The following is a 14210-nucleotide window of genomic DNA, read 5'->3' as shown; positions in this document are numbered from 1 at the left end:
ATGAGTCTGTTTTCCGTAAAGAACCTGAGCGTCCGGTTTGACACCCCCGATGGTGTCGTCGAGGCGGTCAAAGACATCAGTTTTGATATCAATCCGGGCGAATGCCTTGGCATCGTCGGTGAAAGTGGATCCGGCAAAAGTCAGACCTTCATGGCCGCAATGGGTTTGCTGCCCCCTGCCGGACATGCCAGCGGGTCAGCCAAGCTGAACGGTCAGGAGATTTTGAACCTGCCGGTGAACAAGCTGAACCAGATCCGCGGCGATGATGTCGGCATGATCTTTCAGGATCCTCTGACCGCTTTGACGCCACATCTGAAGATTGGGCAGCAGATGCGCGAAGTGCTGCAGGTCCACGAGGGCCTGAAGGGGTCAGCCGCGCGCGCACGCTGTCTGGAGTGGTTGGACAGGGTGCGCATTCCCGAAGCGGGCCGCCGTCTGGACCAGTACCCGCACGAATTATCCGGCGGAATGCGACAGCGTGTGATGATTGCGATGTCGATGCTGTGCAGTCCCAAACTGCTTATTGCGGACGAGCCGACGACGGCGCTGGATGTCACTGTTCAGGCAGACATCCTCGATCTGATGGTTCACCTGCAAAAGGATGAGGGAACCGCGATTGCACTGATCACGCATGACATGGGCGTTGTTGCGCGCATGTGCGACCGGGTTCAGGTCATGCGCATGGGCCAATTCGTCGAAGCCGGCGAAACACGCGCGCTGTTCCGAAATCCGCAACACGAATACACGCGGGCCCTGCTGGAGGCGATGCCCCGGATTGATGCCGGCGACGCGCCCCGCGCTTTGGAAAAGGCGGAAGAACCCCTTCTCAAGGTTGATGACGTCAAAGTTCATTTCCCCATTCATGTCTCTGGCGGGTTGTTCGGGCGCAAGGTTCCGCTGAAAGCTGTCGATGGTGTCAGCTTTGATATTCGCAAGGGCGAAACTCTGGGTGTCGTGGGCGAATCCGGTTGCGGAAAATCGACACTGGCGCGCGCGGTTTTGCAACTGATCGAACCCAGCGCGGGGGGTGTCAGCTGGTTAGGCCATCCGATCGTCGGCTTGAAGCGATCCGAGCTGAACAAGTACCGCAAGGACCTGCAGATCGTGTTCCAAGACCCGTTGGCCAGTCTTGATCCACGCATGACGATTTCAGCGTCGATTGCTGAGCCGCTGAAAACCTACCGCCCCGATCTGACCGACCGGGAACGCAAGCAGATGGTCGCCGCGATGATGGAACGGGTTGGTCTGCAGGCCAACATGATCAACCGTTACCCGCATGAGCTGTCCGGAGGGCAGAACCAGCGCGTCGGCATTGCGCGGGCGATGATCAACAAGCCCAGGCTGATTATCTGCGACGAGGCGGTTTCAGCGCTCGACGTTTCCATTCAGGCCCAGATTGTCGAGCTGCTAAAGGAACTTCAGCAGGAATTTGGCCTGTCGATGATTTTCATCAGCCATGACTTGTCCGTGGTGCGCGCGGTATCGAACCGGATCATGGTCCTGTATCTCGGGCGAATTGTGGAAATGGGTGATGGTGAGGTGATCTGTTCGGAACCGATCCATCCCTATACCAAATCACTGATCTCGGCCGTGCCGATACCAGACCCGGATGTAGAGCGGACGCGGCAGCGCCTCAAACTGCCGGGTGAACTGCCATCGCCGCTGGACCCCAAAGCCGCGTTGCGTTTTTTGCCCAGCCGACTGGTTAACGGTCACAGTGATTATGTTCCAAAGCTGCAGGAAGTCGCACCAGACCATTTTGTAGCGGAACACGACACACTGGATTCCATCATGGCCAATGGCTGAGAGAAGGGTCTGCTGCAGGTTTTCGGTGCTTGAAGCATGCGCCGAAAACCTGCGCAGGGACTGTACGAAGAAACCGTAGCGTGTGGTGGGGCTTAACGCTCGGGAATGAAAGACAATCCTGACACAAGCTGTCGCAGGCCAAGAGCTGCTCCGGCAAAGATCGCCGCAAAGGTTATAGGCGCGCTATAGGCCAGCAGAGAAAAAGCGGAGATGCCTTGCCCGACGCTGCATCCAACCGCAATTATTGCTCCGGGTCCCATTATTGCCGCTCCCAGCATCTGCCGCTTAAGCTCACGTGGATCTTCGCAGGCTTCCCAGCGGAAATGACCTTTTGACCATGATCCGAGGAAAGCCCCAATCAGAACCCCTGAAACCGAACCGACCGCAAACGAGAGCGTGTTGCCTGAGGCGGTCATGAGATAGAACACTGTATCACCCAAAGGCGCGGCAAACGTGTGTGTTTGCAAGGTCTCACCGTCAAACCCGTGTGTGGCTACCCAATTGGTGCCAAGCCAGCCTGAAACGACTGCCAATCCGACCGCCGCACCCCAAAAAACCTGCGCAGGTGATTTACGAAAACGGTCATTTGTCAGGGCAAACACTACTATGGCAGAGCCGACAAGCGTTCCTGTAACCCATGCCGGTATCGACGTCAGCCGTTCGGCTAGGTAGCTGACGCTTTGTGGATTACCGAGATCCATGGCTTCGGGAAAAAGCCAGATCCTGACATAGGCCAGAGGACCGGACATGACCACATATGCGGAAAGGCCCACGATCAGGACGATGACGAATGACCGAAGGTCGCCGCCGCCAAGGCGTGCAAGCGCGCCATAGCCGCAGTTTCCGCTGATGGCCATGCCATATCCAAACATCAATCCGCCAATAACCGATCCGATCGGATTCCATGTCTGCGCAATATAGGTCGTGCCGAGCGGGTCAATCCCACCCAACGCCATCCCCAAATGGCTGCCGACAATCGCAACACCAATCGCAACGGCCCACATACGCAGGCGCCGGTCGTCATTTGCATAAAGATAATCTTCAATCGCACCCAAGGTGCAGAACCGCCCAATGCGCGCGGCAAGACCAAGTACAATGCCGCCAACCAGACCGATCAGCGCAACTGTATTGGCGTCTCCCAGAAGTTCGAACATGGCCAGTCTCCTCCCAAAGCTGGCGGTGTTTCTCGCGGGCTTCTATTTGTCCCGACAGAAAAGATTGTAGACGACTTCCAGAATCTGAGTCGACCGGTCGTCCGCCAATCTGTAGTAGATCGTTTTGCCTTCGCGTCGTGTCTTGACCAGCCCTTCAAAGCGCAAGCGGGACAATTGCTGGGAAACGGCAGCCTGTCTGGCCGACAACATTTCCTCCATCTGCGTGACGGATTTTTCCCCTGATGACAAATAGCACAGAATCATCAGCCGCCCCTCATGGCTGATCGCCTTGAGGAAATTGGACGCCGTCTGGGCGTTATCCATCATCCTATCCAAGTCCTCGTTGCACATGTCCTTGGTGAACACGGGCAGTTTCGACGGTTTGTCCAACACGATCATCTCGCTTTCGTGGCTTCACGTATTCAAAACAGTATATGTAAATCCCGAGGATTTAACCAGAGCTCTCGATCTTAACTCCGGCGTCACGTAGTAAAACACCCAATAGCCCCCAGAAAAAGTCTTCGCCAGGATAACCCTCGATCCGGCCGATTTCGTGACCGTCCTCCAGCAATACAAAGGTCGGCGTATAAAAAAGCGGCCGGTCCAGAGTAATCCCTTCGGGCGTGGTTGCGTGGATGTCCGTTCGTTGCAGTGGGGCAGCTTTTCCTTCCGTTGTCAGCGGGTAGATCTCGGAAATTTCGGCGTCCCAGCGGGCGCACCACATACACCCGTCTTCTTCGGCCATCAGCAACACCATTTCGGCCCGCAACGTAGCAGGCCAGATCAGCAATGTGATGACGAGCAATGTATGTATTACGTGACGCATCAAAAGCTCCGATTGACCTGGGTGGTACACCTTTATTATTTTGAATGTGTGAATAGTAACCTGTCTGGACGGATTTGACCATGCTCGACATCACGTTTGCAGGGGCTCTGATCGCGGGGCTTTTGTCGTTCCTGTCCCCCTGCATTCTGCCCATTGTCCCGTTCTACCTCAGCTATCTTGCAGGCGTCGGGATGGAGCAGATTTCGGCCGGTTCGACGATCACCCCGGATGTTCGCCGTCGGGCGACCCTGTCAGCGATTGCTTTTGCTGCAGGGATCATCACGGTCTTCATGGCGCTTGGGGCCACGGCGTCGATCTTTGGTCAGCTGGTTCGCGCGTATTTCGACATTCTGCGATGGATCGCTGCGCTCATCATCATCGCGATGGGCCTGCATTTTCTGGGTCTTTTCCGCATCGGGTTCCTGTATCGACAGTTTCGTGCAGATATCGGCGAGACGACAAATGTAAGCGTGATCGGGGCATATGTTCTGGGGCTGGCTTTTGCCTTTGGCTGGACGCCTTGCGTCGGGCCGGTTCTGGCGGCGATCCTGTTCACGGCGGCCGGAACCGAGACCGCCTGGCGTGGCGCCGTGCTTTTGTTCGTCTATGGGGTTGGCATGACAGCGCCGTTTGTTCTGGCAGCCTTTCTGGTTCGGCCCTTCATGCAATGGATGGCACGTTTCCGGAAACATCTGGGAATGATTGAAAAGGCGATGGGTGTCTTACTGATTCTTTTTGGCATCCTGATCGCGACCAATTCCATAAATCTAATCGCACAATGGATGCTGGATCACATGCCTTGGCTGGCGGCCATTGGCTAATTCGGGAGAACACCATGAAACGGATAGTATTGTTCTTGATTGCAGGGCTGTTTGCTGGGGCGGTTTCCGCGGCTGAACTGGGGGATGACGGTCTGCATAAAACGCCGTGGATGCGGGACACGTTCAAAGACCTTCGTGAAGACCTTGAAGAGGCGACGGGGGAAGGCAAGCGGCTGGTTCTGTTCATTGAACAACAGGGCTGCATCTACTGCAAAAAGATGCATGAAGAGGTTTTCCCCCAACCCGACCTGTCTGCGTATATCGAGGAAAACTTCTTTGTCGTTCAGCTGGACTTACACGGAAGTACGATGGCCATCGATTTTGACGGAGAAGAAGCCGAGCAAAGATCACTGATGCGCAAATGGGGGATTCTGTTCACCCCTACTTTGGTTTTCCTGCCGGAGGACGTATCAGAGGATGCCACAGCAATCGAGGCGGCCGTTGCGGTCATGCCCGGGGCGTTCTCCAAGGGAACGACCCTCGATCTTTTTACCTGGGTCAATGAAGAACGGTACGAGCTTGATAATGGGGAAGATTTTCAACGGTATCATGCGCGCCGCATTCAAGAACGAAACAATGTTTCGCAAGATTGACGCGGTGCAGTATAAATAAAAAAATTCATTAAGATGAATTTAATGTTGCGATGAACCCTGCCCGTCGACTACGGTACACAGAGGCTTTGGGTCGCAAAGCGCCATCGGCGCGGTAGCAAATGGGAGGGATCATGAAGCTGAGACACTTGACTTTGGCTTGTATCATAACAGGCAGTGCCGCCATCGCGGCAGAAACAGGACCAAAAGAGGTACAGTTCGACGATTATGGCGCGGTGGAGGCTTCATTGACCGGCGTCGCTGGCGATGCGGCAAACGGTGCGGTCATCGTGGGCGAGAAATCCAAGGGCAACTGTGTGGCCTGTCATCAGGTCACGGCTTTGGCGGATATTCCGTTCCATGGCGAAGTCGGTCCGCTGCTGGATGGGGCCGGGGACCGGTGGTCCGAGGCGGAGCTTCGAGGACTGGTCGCAAATGCCAAGATGACGTTTGACGGAACGGTCATGCCGGCTTTCTACAAGGATGACGGCTATATCCGCCCGGGCGACGCCTATACGGGCAAAGCCCCGTCAGGGCCTTTGACGTCAATCCTGACTGCACAGGAAATCGAGGACGTCGTCGCGTTCCTCGCAACCCTAAAAGAACAATAATCACGCTTTCAGGCGTGAATTCGTGAGGATCCAAAGGAGATTGAAAATGGAATTTTCTCGTCGCGAGACTCTGGCTCTTGGTCTGGGCGCTGCGGTCCTGACCCTGATGCCGTTCCGCGCAAATGCGGCTGCGGAAGACGCGATAGCCGCGTTTACTGGCGGTGCAGACATGGCCGACGGCGGTGTGACGCTGACGGCGCCGGAAATTGCCGAGAACGGAAATACCGTTCCGATCGAAGTCAGCGCGCCGGGTGCGGCAGCAATTCTGATCGTAGCGGCTGGAAACCCCGAGCCCGGCGTTGCCACGTTCAACTTTGGCCCGCTGGCTGCTGCGCAGGCGGCTTCGACCCGCATTCGTCTTGCAGGAACGCAAGATGTCATTGCTGTGGCCAAAATGGCTGATGGTAGCTTTGCCAAGGCTTCGGCAACCGTAAAAGTGACAATTGGCGGCTGCGGCGGCTGATCGCCACGCGCCCTGAAGAACAGGAGAACAACCAATGGCATCCGGTGTAAAACCCCGCGTCAAGGTTCCAAAAACAGCCGCTGCTGGCGAAGCAATCACGATCAAAACACTGATCAGCCACAATATGGAAAGTGGCCAGCGTAAGGATAAGGAAGGCAACGTCATTCCGCGCTCGATCATCAATCGGTTCACCTGCGAGTTTAACGGAGAGCTGGTGATAGACGTGACGATGGAGCCGGCGATTTCGACAAACCCGTACTTTCAGTTCGATGCAACCGTGCCTGAAGCCGGGGAATTCGTTTTCACGTGGTATGACGATGACGGGTCCGTTTACGACACAAAAAAACCGATCGAGATCGCCTGACGGCTCGACCGTAACGGCAGATCAGCGCCGGTGCTTAAAACCTGCGCTGATCACCCAAGGGAGGAACGCAATGAATAAAAAAGCACTCACGGCGATCGCGGCAGTTCTGGCTTTCCCGATTTCAGTGGCAGCTGGACCTGACGAAGACAAGCTGGTGATCAACGAAGAGCTGGAAATGGTTTCGGTGACCGAGGCCCCGGCCCATGTCGAGAACTTCGATACGATCTACTCGGGGTGGCATTTCAGAACCGATGAAACGCAGGCGTTGCAGATCGACGATTTCGACAACCCGGCTATGATTTTTGTCGACCAGGCGGCTGATCTTTATGAGGCTGTCGATGGCGCGGCTGGCAAAAGTTGCTCTTCGTGCCACGATGATGTGGAAAGCTTCAAAGGGCTGCAGGCGTCCATGCCGAAGGTCGATGCGGATACCGGCAAGCTGGTTGTGATGGAAGATCTGATCAACAAGTGCCGTACGGAACGCATGGAAGCAGATGCGTGGAAATGGTCTGGTGCCGATATGCAGGGCATGGTCGCGCTGATTGCCTTTCAGTCACGAGGGCTGCCCATGAATGTCGCCATTGATGGCGATGCTGCCCCATATTGGGAGCAGGGCAAGGAAATGTACTACACCCGATATGGTCAGCTGGAGCTGAGCTGCGCCAACTGTCACGAAGACAACTGGGGCAACATGATCCGGGCCGACCATCTGAGCCAAGGGATGGTCAACGGTTTCCCGACTTATCGTCTGAAACAGGCCAAGCTGATCTCGCGCCACAACCGTTTCCGCGGCTGTATTCGTGATACACGCGCTGAAACCTTTGCTGAAGGTTCGGACGAATTCCGGGCATTGGAGCTTTATGTGGCATCGCGCGGCAACGGGCTTTCGGTCGAAACGCCGGCCGTGCGTCAGTAACAAAGAACCCGCGCCGGGATTCCCGGGCGCGGGTTTTTCATTTCTACTACATTCACACATTTATATGTGAAACAGGAAAGCCGACAAATGATATCGCGACGTGATTTTCTACAGGTCTCCATGGCGGCCTCAGCGCTGTACGGGGCATCCGGTTTCGGGAACTGGGCAAGGCTGGCGGCCCAGCAAAGCCTGACCCAGGACCAGTTGCTGGAATTTGAGACCTTTGGAAATATCAGCCTGATTCATATCACGGATATCCACGCGCAGCTCAAACCGATCTACTTCCGCGAGCCCGAGGTCAACCTGGGCATCGGAGACGCGCGCGGGCAAATGCCGCATGTGACGGGGGCCGCGTTTCGCAAGGCTTACGGGATCGACGATGGCAGCCCGTCCGCCTATGCGCTGACCTACAATGACTTTGCTTCATTGGCGAAGACCTATGGCCGCGTCGGAGGACTTGACCGGGTTTCGACCGTTATCAACGCCATCCGTGCCGACCGGCCAGATGCGCTGTTGCTGGATGGGGGCGATACCTGGCATGGCTCGTATACCTGCTATCAGACGGCGGGTCAGGACATGGTCAACGTGATGAATGCACTCAAGCCCGATGCGATGACATTCCATTGGGAGTTCACGTTGGGCAGCGAGCGGGTCAACGAGATCGTTGAAGGTTTGCCTTTTGCGGCGCTGGGTCAGAATATCTTTGACGCGGAATGGGATGAACCTGCGGAGCTTTTCAAGCCCTACAAGTTCTTCGAACGCGGCGGGGCCAAGGTTGCCGTCATCGGACAGGCTTTCCCCTATATGCCAATTGCCAACCCCAGTTGGATGTTCCCGGAGTACTCGTTCGGGATCCGGGATGAGAACATGCAGGCCATGGTGGACGAGGTGCGCGACGCAGGTGCCGATGTGGTCGTCGTCCTCAGCCATAACGGCTTTGACGTGGACAAAAAAATGGCGAGCCGTGTTCAAGGGATTGACGTAATCCTGAGCGGTCACACCCATGACGCTTTGCCTGAACCGGTTCTGGTCGAAAAGACGCATATTATCGCGTCCGGCTCGAACGGCAAATTCGTCAGCCGCGTTGATCTGGACGTGCGGGATGGCCAGATGATGGGGCTGAAGCACAAGCTGATCCCGATCTTTTCAGACGTCATCGCACCTGATCCGGCACTCACGGCCCTGATCAACGAACAGCGTGCACCATATGATGCGGCACTAAGCGAAGTGATCGGCAAGACGGACTCGCTGCTTTATCGGCGCGGAAACTTCAATGGCACGTGGGACGATCTGATCTGCGATGCACTGATCAGCGAGCGCGAGGCAGACATTGCCATGTCGCCGGGTGTGCGCTGGGGTCCGTCGATCCTGCCCGGTCAGGAGATCACGCGTGAGGATATCTGGAACGTCACTTCGATGTCCTATCCGAATGCGTATCGTACGGAAATGACGGGTGAATTCATTCACGTGATCCTCGAGGATGTTGGCGACAACCTGTTCAACCCCGATCCCTATTACCAGCAGGGTGGCGACATGGTGCGTGTCGGCGGCCTTGGGTACCGTATCGATGTTACCAAACCGCAAGGGCAGCGGATCAGCGACATGACCCTGCTCAAGACGGGTGAGGCGATTGATCCGGAGAAATCCTATGTTGTGGCCGGTTGGGCCAGCGTCAACGAGGGCACCGAAGGCCCGCCCATCTGGGATGTCGTCGAAAACCACATTCGTAATCAGGGCACCGTCACCGTCGAGCCGAATACATCGGTCGAGGTGATCGGAGCCTGACAGCGCGAACCGAATGTCAAACATTGAATACAAGATTTGCTGATCGAATGACGGAGGCAAACAAAATGAGCGAGAATCCAAGGGCAAAAGCCCCATCGCGTCGCCAGTTTCTAAGCGGTGCTGCCGCGGTTGGCGTAGGTGCGGTCGGTGCCTCAGCGGCGCGCGCCGCAGGCCCTGACCCGCTGATCACTCAGGTTCAGGAATGGGCACAGGCAACGGGCGAAGGTGTAGATGCAACCCCCTACGGCCTGCCAATCCAATTCGAGAGTGATGTCGTACGGCGCAACGTCGAGTGGTTGACCGCAGACACAATCAGTTCGATCAATTTCACGCCGATCCACGCGCTGGACGGCACGATCACCCCGCAGGGATGCGCATTCGAGCGGCACCATTCGGGTGCGATCGAACTGAGCAAGGCGGACTACCGTCTGATGATCAACGGTCTGGTCGAAACTCCGCTGATTTTCACATATGAAGACCTGGAACGTTTCCCGCGTGAAAACCGTATCTATTTCTGCGAATGCGCTGCCAATACGGGTATGGAATGGGCCGGTGCGCAGCTCAACGGCGCGCAGTTCACGCACGGAATGATCCACAACATGGAATATTCCGGTGTTCCGCTGCGCACTCTGCTGGAAGAGGCCGGGGTAAAGCCCGAAGGCAAATGGGTTTACGTAGAAGGCGCCGATGCTTCCTCGAATGGTCGCTCGATCCCACTGGAAAAGGCAATGGATGACGTACTTGTTGCGTTCAAGGCCAATGGTGAGGCTTTGCGCAAGGAGCACGGATATCCCGTTCGTCTTGTCGTTCCCGGCTGGGAAGGCAACATGTGGGTCAAGTGGTTGCGCCGGGTCGAGGTCACCGAGATGGCTATCGAAAGCCGCGAAGAGACATCCAAGTATACGGATACTCTCGAAGACGGAACATCACGCAAGTGGACATGGGTCATGGACGCCAAATCGGTCGTCACATCGCCCAGCCCGCAAGCGCCGATCACGCATGGGCCGGGGCCGTTGGTGATCACCGGGTTGGCCTGGTCCGGGCGGGGCTCAATTACCGGCGTCGACGTGTCGGTGGATGGTGGCAAGAACTGGGTTCCGGCACGTCTGGCGGCCTCCGGGACAGACAAGGCGCTGACCCGGTTTTATCTGGACTATAACTGGGACGGTTCAGAGATGTTGTTACAGGCCCGCGCGAAGGATTCGACCGGTTACGTCCAACCCAGCAAAGCTCAGCTGCGGGACGTGCGGGGCGAGAACTCAATCTACCACAACAATTGTATCCAGACCTGGTGGATCAAGGAAAACGGAGAGGCGGAAAATGTCGAAGTATCGTAAGCTATTGGCCGCCTCGGCCCTTGGGTTATGCGTGGCGGTTCCAGCCCATGCAGACAAGCTTGGACTTGGGCGCCCTGCGTTGCCCGAAGAAATCGCGGCGTGGGACCACGACATTGCACCTGACGGAACCGGATTGCCCGAAGGTTCCGGCGACGTGTTCACCGGCGAAGAGGTCTTTGCCGAACGGTGCGCGATCTGTCATGGCGATTTTGCTGAAGGTGTGGACAACTGGCCGAAACTGGCGGGCGGCGAGGGCACGCTTGCAGATAAAGACCCGCTGAAAACAGTGGGCTCTTACTGGCCGCACCTTTCGACGGTATGGGACTATGTGAACCGTTCGATGCCGTTTGGAGACGCACAAACGCTGGAGCCTGACGACGTTTACGCGATTGTCGCCTATATACTGTATTCCAATGACATCGTTGATGATGAGTTCACGCTGTCGCACGAAAATTTCCTTGAAGTGGAAATGCCGAATGCCGGGGGTTTCATCGTGGATGACCGCGAAACGGCCGAGGCGCATTTCTGGACGGATGAGCCATGCATGACGGATTGCAAAGAAGGCGTGGAAATCACCAAGCGCGCCGCCGTTCTGGATGTAACGCCTGACGAAGCCGGGGCTGACAGTCCGGACCAGGCGGCTGTTTCCGAAGAAGCATCCGTCGAAGTCGATGAACCTGCTGAGGACATAGCGGCACTTGATCCCGTGATGATCGAAAGTGGCGAAAAAGTTTTCAAGAAGTGCAAGTCCTGCCATCAGGTCGGGGACGGCGCCAAGCATCGCACCGGTCCGGCACTGAACGGTGTTGCCGGTGCCAATGCGGCTGGTGCCGAAGGCTTTAAGTACTCTCAGGCGATGAAAGCTGCTGCCGAGGATGGGTTGGTTTGGACAGATGAAGAAATGGCTGCATTTCTGGCCAAGCCCAAAGCCTATATGAAGGGGACACGTATGTCCTTTGCCGGCCTCAAGAAACAGGATGATATCGACGCTGTCATTGTTTACCTGAAGTCGTTCGGCAGCTGATCATGCGGCGGCGGTGGGCAACAGGTGTCATGTTTGCTGCGAGTATCTTGGCAACCGCTGCCGCCGCGACTGAGGACCTTGGCGATGCAGCAGCTGGCAAACTTGTGTTTGCCCAATGCGAAGGATGTCATCAGGTCGGCGCGGGCGCTGAAAACAGGATCGGTCCGCATCTGAATGGTATTTTTGGCCGCCGGGCTGCCGGGCTTGCGGAGTTCACCTATTCCAAAAGCCTGATCCGTGCGGGTACTTCGGGGCTGGAATGGCATGCCGACACATTGTCGGCTTACATTGAAAACCCCCGTGCCTTCGCATCCGGCACCAGAATGAGCTTTCGTGGGCTCGAGAACCCGGAAGATCGGGCCAATGTAATTGCCTATTTGCGTGTGTTTTCCGACAACCCGCAAGACATCCCCGAAGCCGACCCAACGGCAAAGGGAACGGACCATTCCGTCAACCCCGAAATCCTCGCGATTCAGGGCGATCCCGAATATGGCGAATACCTGAGCAGCGAATGCACGACGTGCCACCAGATAGAGGGTGGCGATGATGGGATTCCTTCGATCGTTTACTGGCCCGACCAGGATTTTGTTGTCGCCATGCACGCCTACAAGGACAAACAGCGGCCGCATCCCGTCATGCAGATGATCGCGGGCCGCCTGAGCAGTGATGAGATCGCGGCATTGGCCGCTTACTTCAACAACCCACAGTGACAATGCCTAAGGGGGAGGAAACGCGATGACACTCAACAGACGGACATTTCTGGGAACCGCAGGGGTACTTGCTGCCGGGCTGTCGGCCCCGATGGTGCTGGCGCAGGGCAAGCCCCGTGTCGTGGTGGTCGGGGGCGGGGCAGGCGGCGCAACCGCGGCGCGCTATATCGCCAAAGACAGCAAGGGTGAGATTGATGTCATTCTGATCGAGCCGTCCAAAACATATTACACCTGTTTTTTCTCGAACCTGTATCTGGGCGGGTTTCAAGAGCTTTCGGACATTGCGCACAGCTATGGCACGCTTGCCGCAAAATACGGTATCAACGTGGTTCACGATTGGGCCGTGGGTGTCGATCGTGACGCCAAAACTGTCTCATTGGCGGGTGGCGGATCTATTCCTTATGACAAATTGATCCTGAGCCCGGGTATCGACTTTGTCGATGGCGCGGTCGAGGGGTGGGATGTAACTGCACAGAACAAGATGCCGCATGCGTATAAGGCGGGCTCTCAAACCGAGCTGTTGAAGGCGCAGGTTATGGCGATGCCCGAGGGTGGAACCTTTGCGATGGTCGCACCGCCGAACCCGTACCGTTGCCCGCCCGGACCTTATGAGCGGGTTTCGATGGTTGCGCATGTGCTGAAGGCGAACAATCCGACAGCGAAAATCATCATTGCTGATCCGAAGGCCAAATTTTCCAAGATGTCTTTGTTCCAGGAAGGTTGGGCCGACCATTACGAAGGCATGATCGACTGGATCGGAGAGGATTTTGGCGGCGGCAATGTCTCGGTCAATCCGGATGCCATGACGGTGACCATCGACGGTGAAGAAACCAAGGTCGACGTCTGCAACGTGATCCCGGCCATGAAAGCCGGGCGTATTGCGGAAATGGCCGGTGTAACCGATGGCAACTGGGCACCGGTGAACGCGGTGAACATGTCATCGAAAGCTGACCCTGACATCTATGTTCTTGGTGATGCCAGTCAGCAAGGCGACATGCCGAAATCCGGTTTTTCGGCCAACAGCCAGGCGAAAGTCTGTGCCAATGCGGTTCGTGGCGCATTGACCGGATCAAAGATCTTCCCGGCCAAGTTCTCGAACACGTGCTGGTCTCTCATTGATACGGATGACGGGGTCAAGGTCGGTGCCACTTATGAAGCGACGCCTGAAAAAATTGCCAAGGTGGACGGCTTTATCAGCCAGACCGGCGAGAATTCCGACCTGAGAAAAGCAACCTACCAAGAGTCGCTGGGTTGGTATGCCGGCATCACATCGGACATGTTCGGCTAAGAAACGCCAAGGCTTTGACCGGTGTCAAAGCCTTGGCGGTGAAATCTGAAGAAATGTGGTTCAGGAGGAGGAACATCATCATGAAACACTTTATCGCATCAGCCGCACTTTCAGTTGTATTGGCAAACCCGGTTATTGCTGAGGAGGTCATTGCCGTTCCCTTTGATGGGAGCTTTGATGATGCAACCTTTGCCGTTGAATCAGCAATTGTTGGGCAGGGGCTGGTTATCGATTATGTGAGCCATGTTGGTGAGATGCTGAATCGGACGGGGGCGGATGTCGGCAGCGACAAGCAAATCTTCACAGCCGCTGAGATATTTATCTTCTGTTCCGCAAAGCTCTCGCGCGAGATGATGGAGGCCGACCCGATGAATATCGGCTATTGCCCCTACGGGATCTTCGTGGCCGAGGACGAAGGCGGTGTCAAAGTGGGCTACCGAAGCTATCCTGACGGACCGATGGAGAAAGTCGAAGCCCTGTTGGCCGGTATCGTAGAAGAAGCCGTTGGAAACTGA

16 protein-coding genes are annotated in these 14210 nt (G+C 56.2%); 13 read left to right on the top strand and 3 right to left on the bottom strand.

The window, feature by feature from the left end; all coding sequences use genetic code 11:
* Nucleotides 1-1806 (top strand): ABC transporter ATP-binding protein, encoded by a 1806-nt coding sequence (locus ACR0M9_RS13195; protein ID WP_480773816.1) that lies wholly within the window; start codon nucleotides 1-3, stop codon nucleotides 1804-1806.
* Nucleotides 1807-1898: 92 nt separating this feature from the next.
* Here the strand turns inward: ACR0M9_RS13195 and ACR0M9_RS13190 are convergent, their stop codons facing one another.
* The 3 genes from ACR0M9_RS13190 to ACR0M9_RS13180 are packed head-to-tail and all read right to left on the bottom strand — an operon-like array spanning nucleotide 1899 to nucleotide 3786.
* Nucleotides 1899-2960: a YeeE/YedE family protein gene (locus ACR0M9_RS13190; RefSeq protein ID WP_209507496.1), complete on the bottom strand. Its 1062-nt coding sequence runs from the start codon at nucleotides 2958-2960 to the stop codon at nucleotides 1899-1901.
* 42 nt (nucleotides 2961-3002) lie between these two features.
* On the bottom strand, nucleotides 3003-3359 hold the full coding sequence (locus ACR0M9_RS13185; RefSeq protein ID WP_480483447.1) for a metalloregulator ArsR/SmtB family transcription factor: 357 nt from the start codon (nucleotides 3357-3359) through the stop codon (nucleotides 3003-3005).
* 52 nt (nucleotides 3360-3411) lie between these two features.
* Entirely contained in the window at nucleotides 3412-3786 is a 375-nt protein-coding gene (locus ACR0M9_RS13180; RefSeq protein WP_480488022.1) for a hypothetical protein, read from the bottom strand.
* An 80-nt stretch (nucleotides 3787-3866) separates the two neighbouring features.
* Here ACR0M9_RS13180 and ACR0M9_RS13175 point away from each other — a divergent pair, with 80 nt between their 5' ends.
* The 12 genes from ACR0M9_RS13175 to ACR0M9_RS13120 all read left to right on the top strand — a co-directional run bounded on the left by ACR0M9_RS13175 (nucleotide 3867) and on the right by ACR0M9_RS13120 (nucleotide 14210).
* Nucleotides 3867-4607 (top strand): cytochrome c biogenesis CcdA family protein, encoded by a 741-nt coding sequence (locus ACR0M9_RS13175; RefSeq protein WP_267366182.1) that lies wholly within the window; start codon nucleotides 3867-3869, stop codon nucleotides 4605-4607.
* Nucleotides 4608-4621: 14 nt separating this feature from the next.
* Nucleotides 4622-5200 carry a thioredoxin family protein gene (locus ACR0M9_RS13170; RefSeq protein WP_480488024.1) on the top strand — a complete coding sequence of 193 codons (579 nt, stop codon included), beginning with the start codon at nucleotides 4622-4624 and terminating at the stop codon, nucleotides 5198-5200.
* Between the two features lie 131 nt (nucleotides 5201-5331).
* Nucleotides 5332-5808, top strand: a complete 477-nt coding sequence (soxX, locus tag ACR0M9_RS13165) for a sulfur oxidation c-type cytochrome SoxX (protein WP_267366181.1) — start codon at nucleotides 5332-5334, stop codon at nucleotides 5806-5808.
* Between the two features lie 46 nt (nucleotides 5809-5854).
* On the top strand, nucleotides 5855-6271 hold the full coding sequence (soxY, locus tag ACR0M9_RS13160) for a thiosulfate oxidation carrier protein SoxY (RefSeq protein ID WP_209507502.1): 417 nt from the start codon (nucleotides 5855-5857) through the stop codon (nucleotides 6269-6271).
* Nucleotides 6272-6305: 34 nt separating this feature from the next.
* Nucleotides 6306-6635, top strand: a complete 330-nt coding sequence (gene soxZ, locus ACR0M9_RS13155) for a thiosulfate oxidation carrier complex protein SoxZ (protein WP_209507503.1) — start codon at nucleotides 6306-6308, stop codon at nucleotides 6633-6635.
* A gap of 70 nt (nucleotides 6636-6705) precedes the next feature.
* Nucleotides 6706-7551 (top strand): sulfur oxidation c-type cytochrome SoxA, encoded by an 846-nt coding sequence (gene soxA / locus ACR0M9_RS13150; RefSeq protein ID WP_480539213.1) that lies wholly within the window; start codon nucleotides 6706-6708, stop codon nucleotides 7549-7551.
* Nucleotides 7552-7638: 87 nt separating this feature from the next.
* On the top strand, nucleotides 7639-9336 hold the full coding sequence (gene soxB / locus ACR0M9_RS13145; RefSeq protein WP_480773815.1) for a thiosulfohydrolase SoxB: 1698 nt from the start codon (nucleotides 7639-7641) through the stop codon (nucleotides 9334-9336).
* A gap of 65 nt (nucleotides 9337-9401) precedes the next feature.
* Entirely contained in the window at nucleotides 9402-10673 is a 1272-nt protein-coding gene (gene soxC / locus ACR0M9_RS13140; protein WP_480773814.1) for a sulfite dehydrogenase, read from the top strand.
* Nucleotides 10657-11697: a c-type cytochrome gene (locus ACR0M9_RS13135; protein ID WP_480773813.1), complete on the top strand. Its 1041-nt coding sequence runs from the start codon at nucleotides 10657-10659 to the stop codon at nucleotides 11695-11697. The genes soxC and ACR0M9_RS13135 overlap by 17 nt, the downstream gene beginning before the upstream one ends.
* Nucleotides 11698-11726: 29 nt before the next feature.
* Nucleotides 11727-12407, top strand: a complete 681-nt coding sequence (locus ACR0M9_RS13130) for a c-type cytochrome (RefSeq protein WP_480773812.1) — start codon at nucleotides 11727-11729, stop codon at nucleotides 12405-12407.
* Between the two features lie 25 nt (nucleotides 12408-12432).
* Nucleotides 12433-13695: an FCSD flavin-binding domain-containing protein gene (locus ACR0M9_RS13125; RefSeq protein ID WP_480773811.1), complete on the top strand. Its 1263-nt coding sequence runs from the start codon at nucleotides 12433-12435 to the stop codon at nucleotides 13693-13695.
* 80 nt (nucleotides 13696-13775) lie between these two features.
* A complete protein-coding gene (locus tag ACR0M9_RS13120; protein ID WP_267366782.1) occupies nucleotides 13776-14210 on the top strand; it encodes a DUF302 domain-containing protein in 435 nt (144 codons plus the stop codon).

It is taken from the genome of Ruegeria sp. CH2 (genome assembly GCF_056537065.1).
The sequence above is the reverse complement of the archived record's forward strand: the minus strand, read 5'-3'. Positions and strand labels throughout refer to the sequence as shown.

What these genes read in the sequence shown, in the direction of transcription:
- soxX (WP_267366181.1), top strand. Translation starts at nt 5,332, where the DNA reads ATGAAGCTGAGACACTTGACTTTGGCTTGTATCATAACAGGCAGTGCC.
- soxC (WP_480773814.1), top strand. Translation starts at nt 9,402, where the DNA reads ATGAGCGAGAATCCAAGGGCAAAAGCCCCATCGCGTCGCCAGTTTCTA.
- ACR0M9_RS13125 (WP_480773811.1), top strand. Translation starts at nt 12,433, where the DNA reads ATGACACTCAACAGACGGACATTTCTGGGAACCGCAGGGGTACTTGCT.
- ACR0M9_RS13170 (WP_480488024.1), top strand. Translation starts at nt 4,622, where the DNA reads ATGAAACGGATAGTATTGTTCTTGATTGCAGGGCTGTTTGCTGGGGCG.
- soxY (WP_209507502.1), top strand. Translation starts at nt 5,855, where the DNA reads ATGGAATTTTCTCGTCGCGAGACTCTGGCTCTTGGTCTGGGCGCTGCG.
- soxB (WP_480773815.1), top strand. Translation starts at nt 7,639, where the DNA reads ATGATATCGCGACGTGATTTTCTACAGGTCTCCATGGCGGCCTCAGCG.
- ACR0M9_RS13120 (WP_267366782.1), top strand. Translation starts at nt 13,776, where the DNA reads ATGAAACACTTTATCGCATCAGCCGCACTTTCAGTTGTATTGGCAAAC.
- ACR0M9_RS13180 (WP_480488022.1), bottom strand. Translation starts at nt 3,786, where the DNA reads ATGCGTCACGTAATACATACATTGCTCGTCATCACATTGCTGATCTGG.
- ACR0M9_RS13190 (WP_209507496.1), bottom strand. Translation starts at nt 2,960, where the DNA reads ATGTTCGAACTTCTGGGAGACGCCAATACAGTTGCGCTGATCGGTCTG.
- ACR0M9_RS13135 (WP_480773813.1), top strand. Translation starts at nt 10,657, where the DNA reads ATGTCGAAGTATCGTAAGCTATTGGCCGCCTCGGCCCTTGGGTTATGC.
- ACR0M9_RS13130 (WP_480773812.1), top strand. Translation starts at nt 11,727, where the DNA reads ATGTTTGCTGCGAGTATCTTGGCAACCGCTGCCGCCGCGACTGAGGAC.
- ACR0M9_RS13175 (WP_267366182.1), top strand. Translation starts at nt 3,867, where the DNA reads ATGCTCGACATCACGTTTGCAGGGGCTCTGATCGCGGGGCTTTTGTCG.
- ACR0M9_RS13185 (WP_480483447.1), bottom strand. Translation starts at nt 3,359, where the DNA reads ATGATCGTGTTGGACAAACCGTCGAAACTGCCCGTGTTCACCAAGGAC.
- ACR0M9_RS13195 (WP_480773816.1), top strand. Translation starts at nt 1, where the DNA reads ATGAGTCTGTTTTCCGTAAAGAACCTGAGCGTCCGGTTTGACACCCCC.
- soxZ (WP_209507503.1), top strand. Translation starts at nt 6,306, where the DNA reads ATGGCATCCGGTGTAAAACCCCGCGTCAAGGTTCCAAAAACAGCCGCT.
- soxA (WP_480539213.1), top strand. Translation starts at nt 6,706, where the DNA reads ATGAATAAAAAAGCACTCACGGCGATCGCGGCAGTTCTGGCTTTCCCG.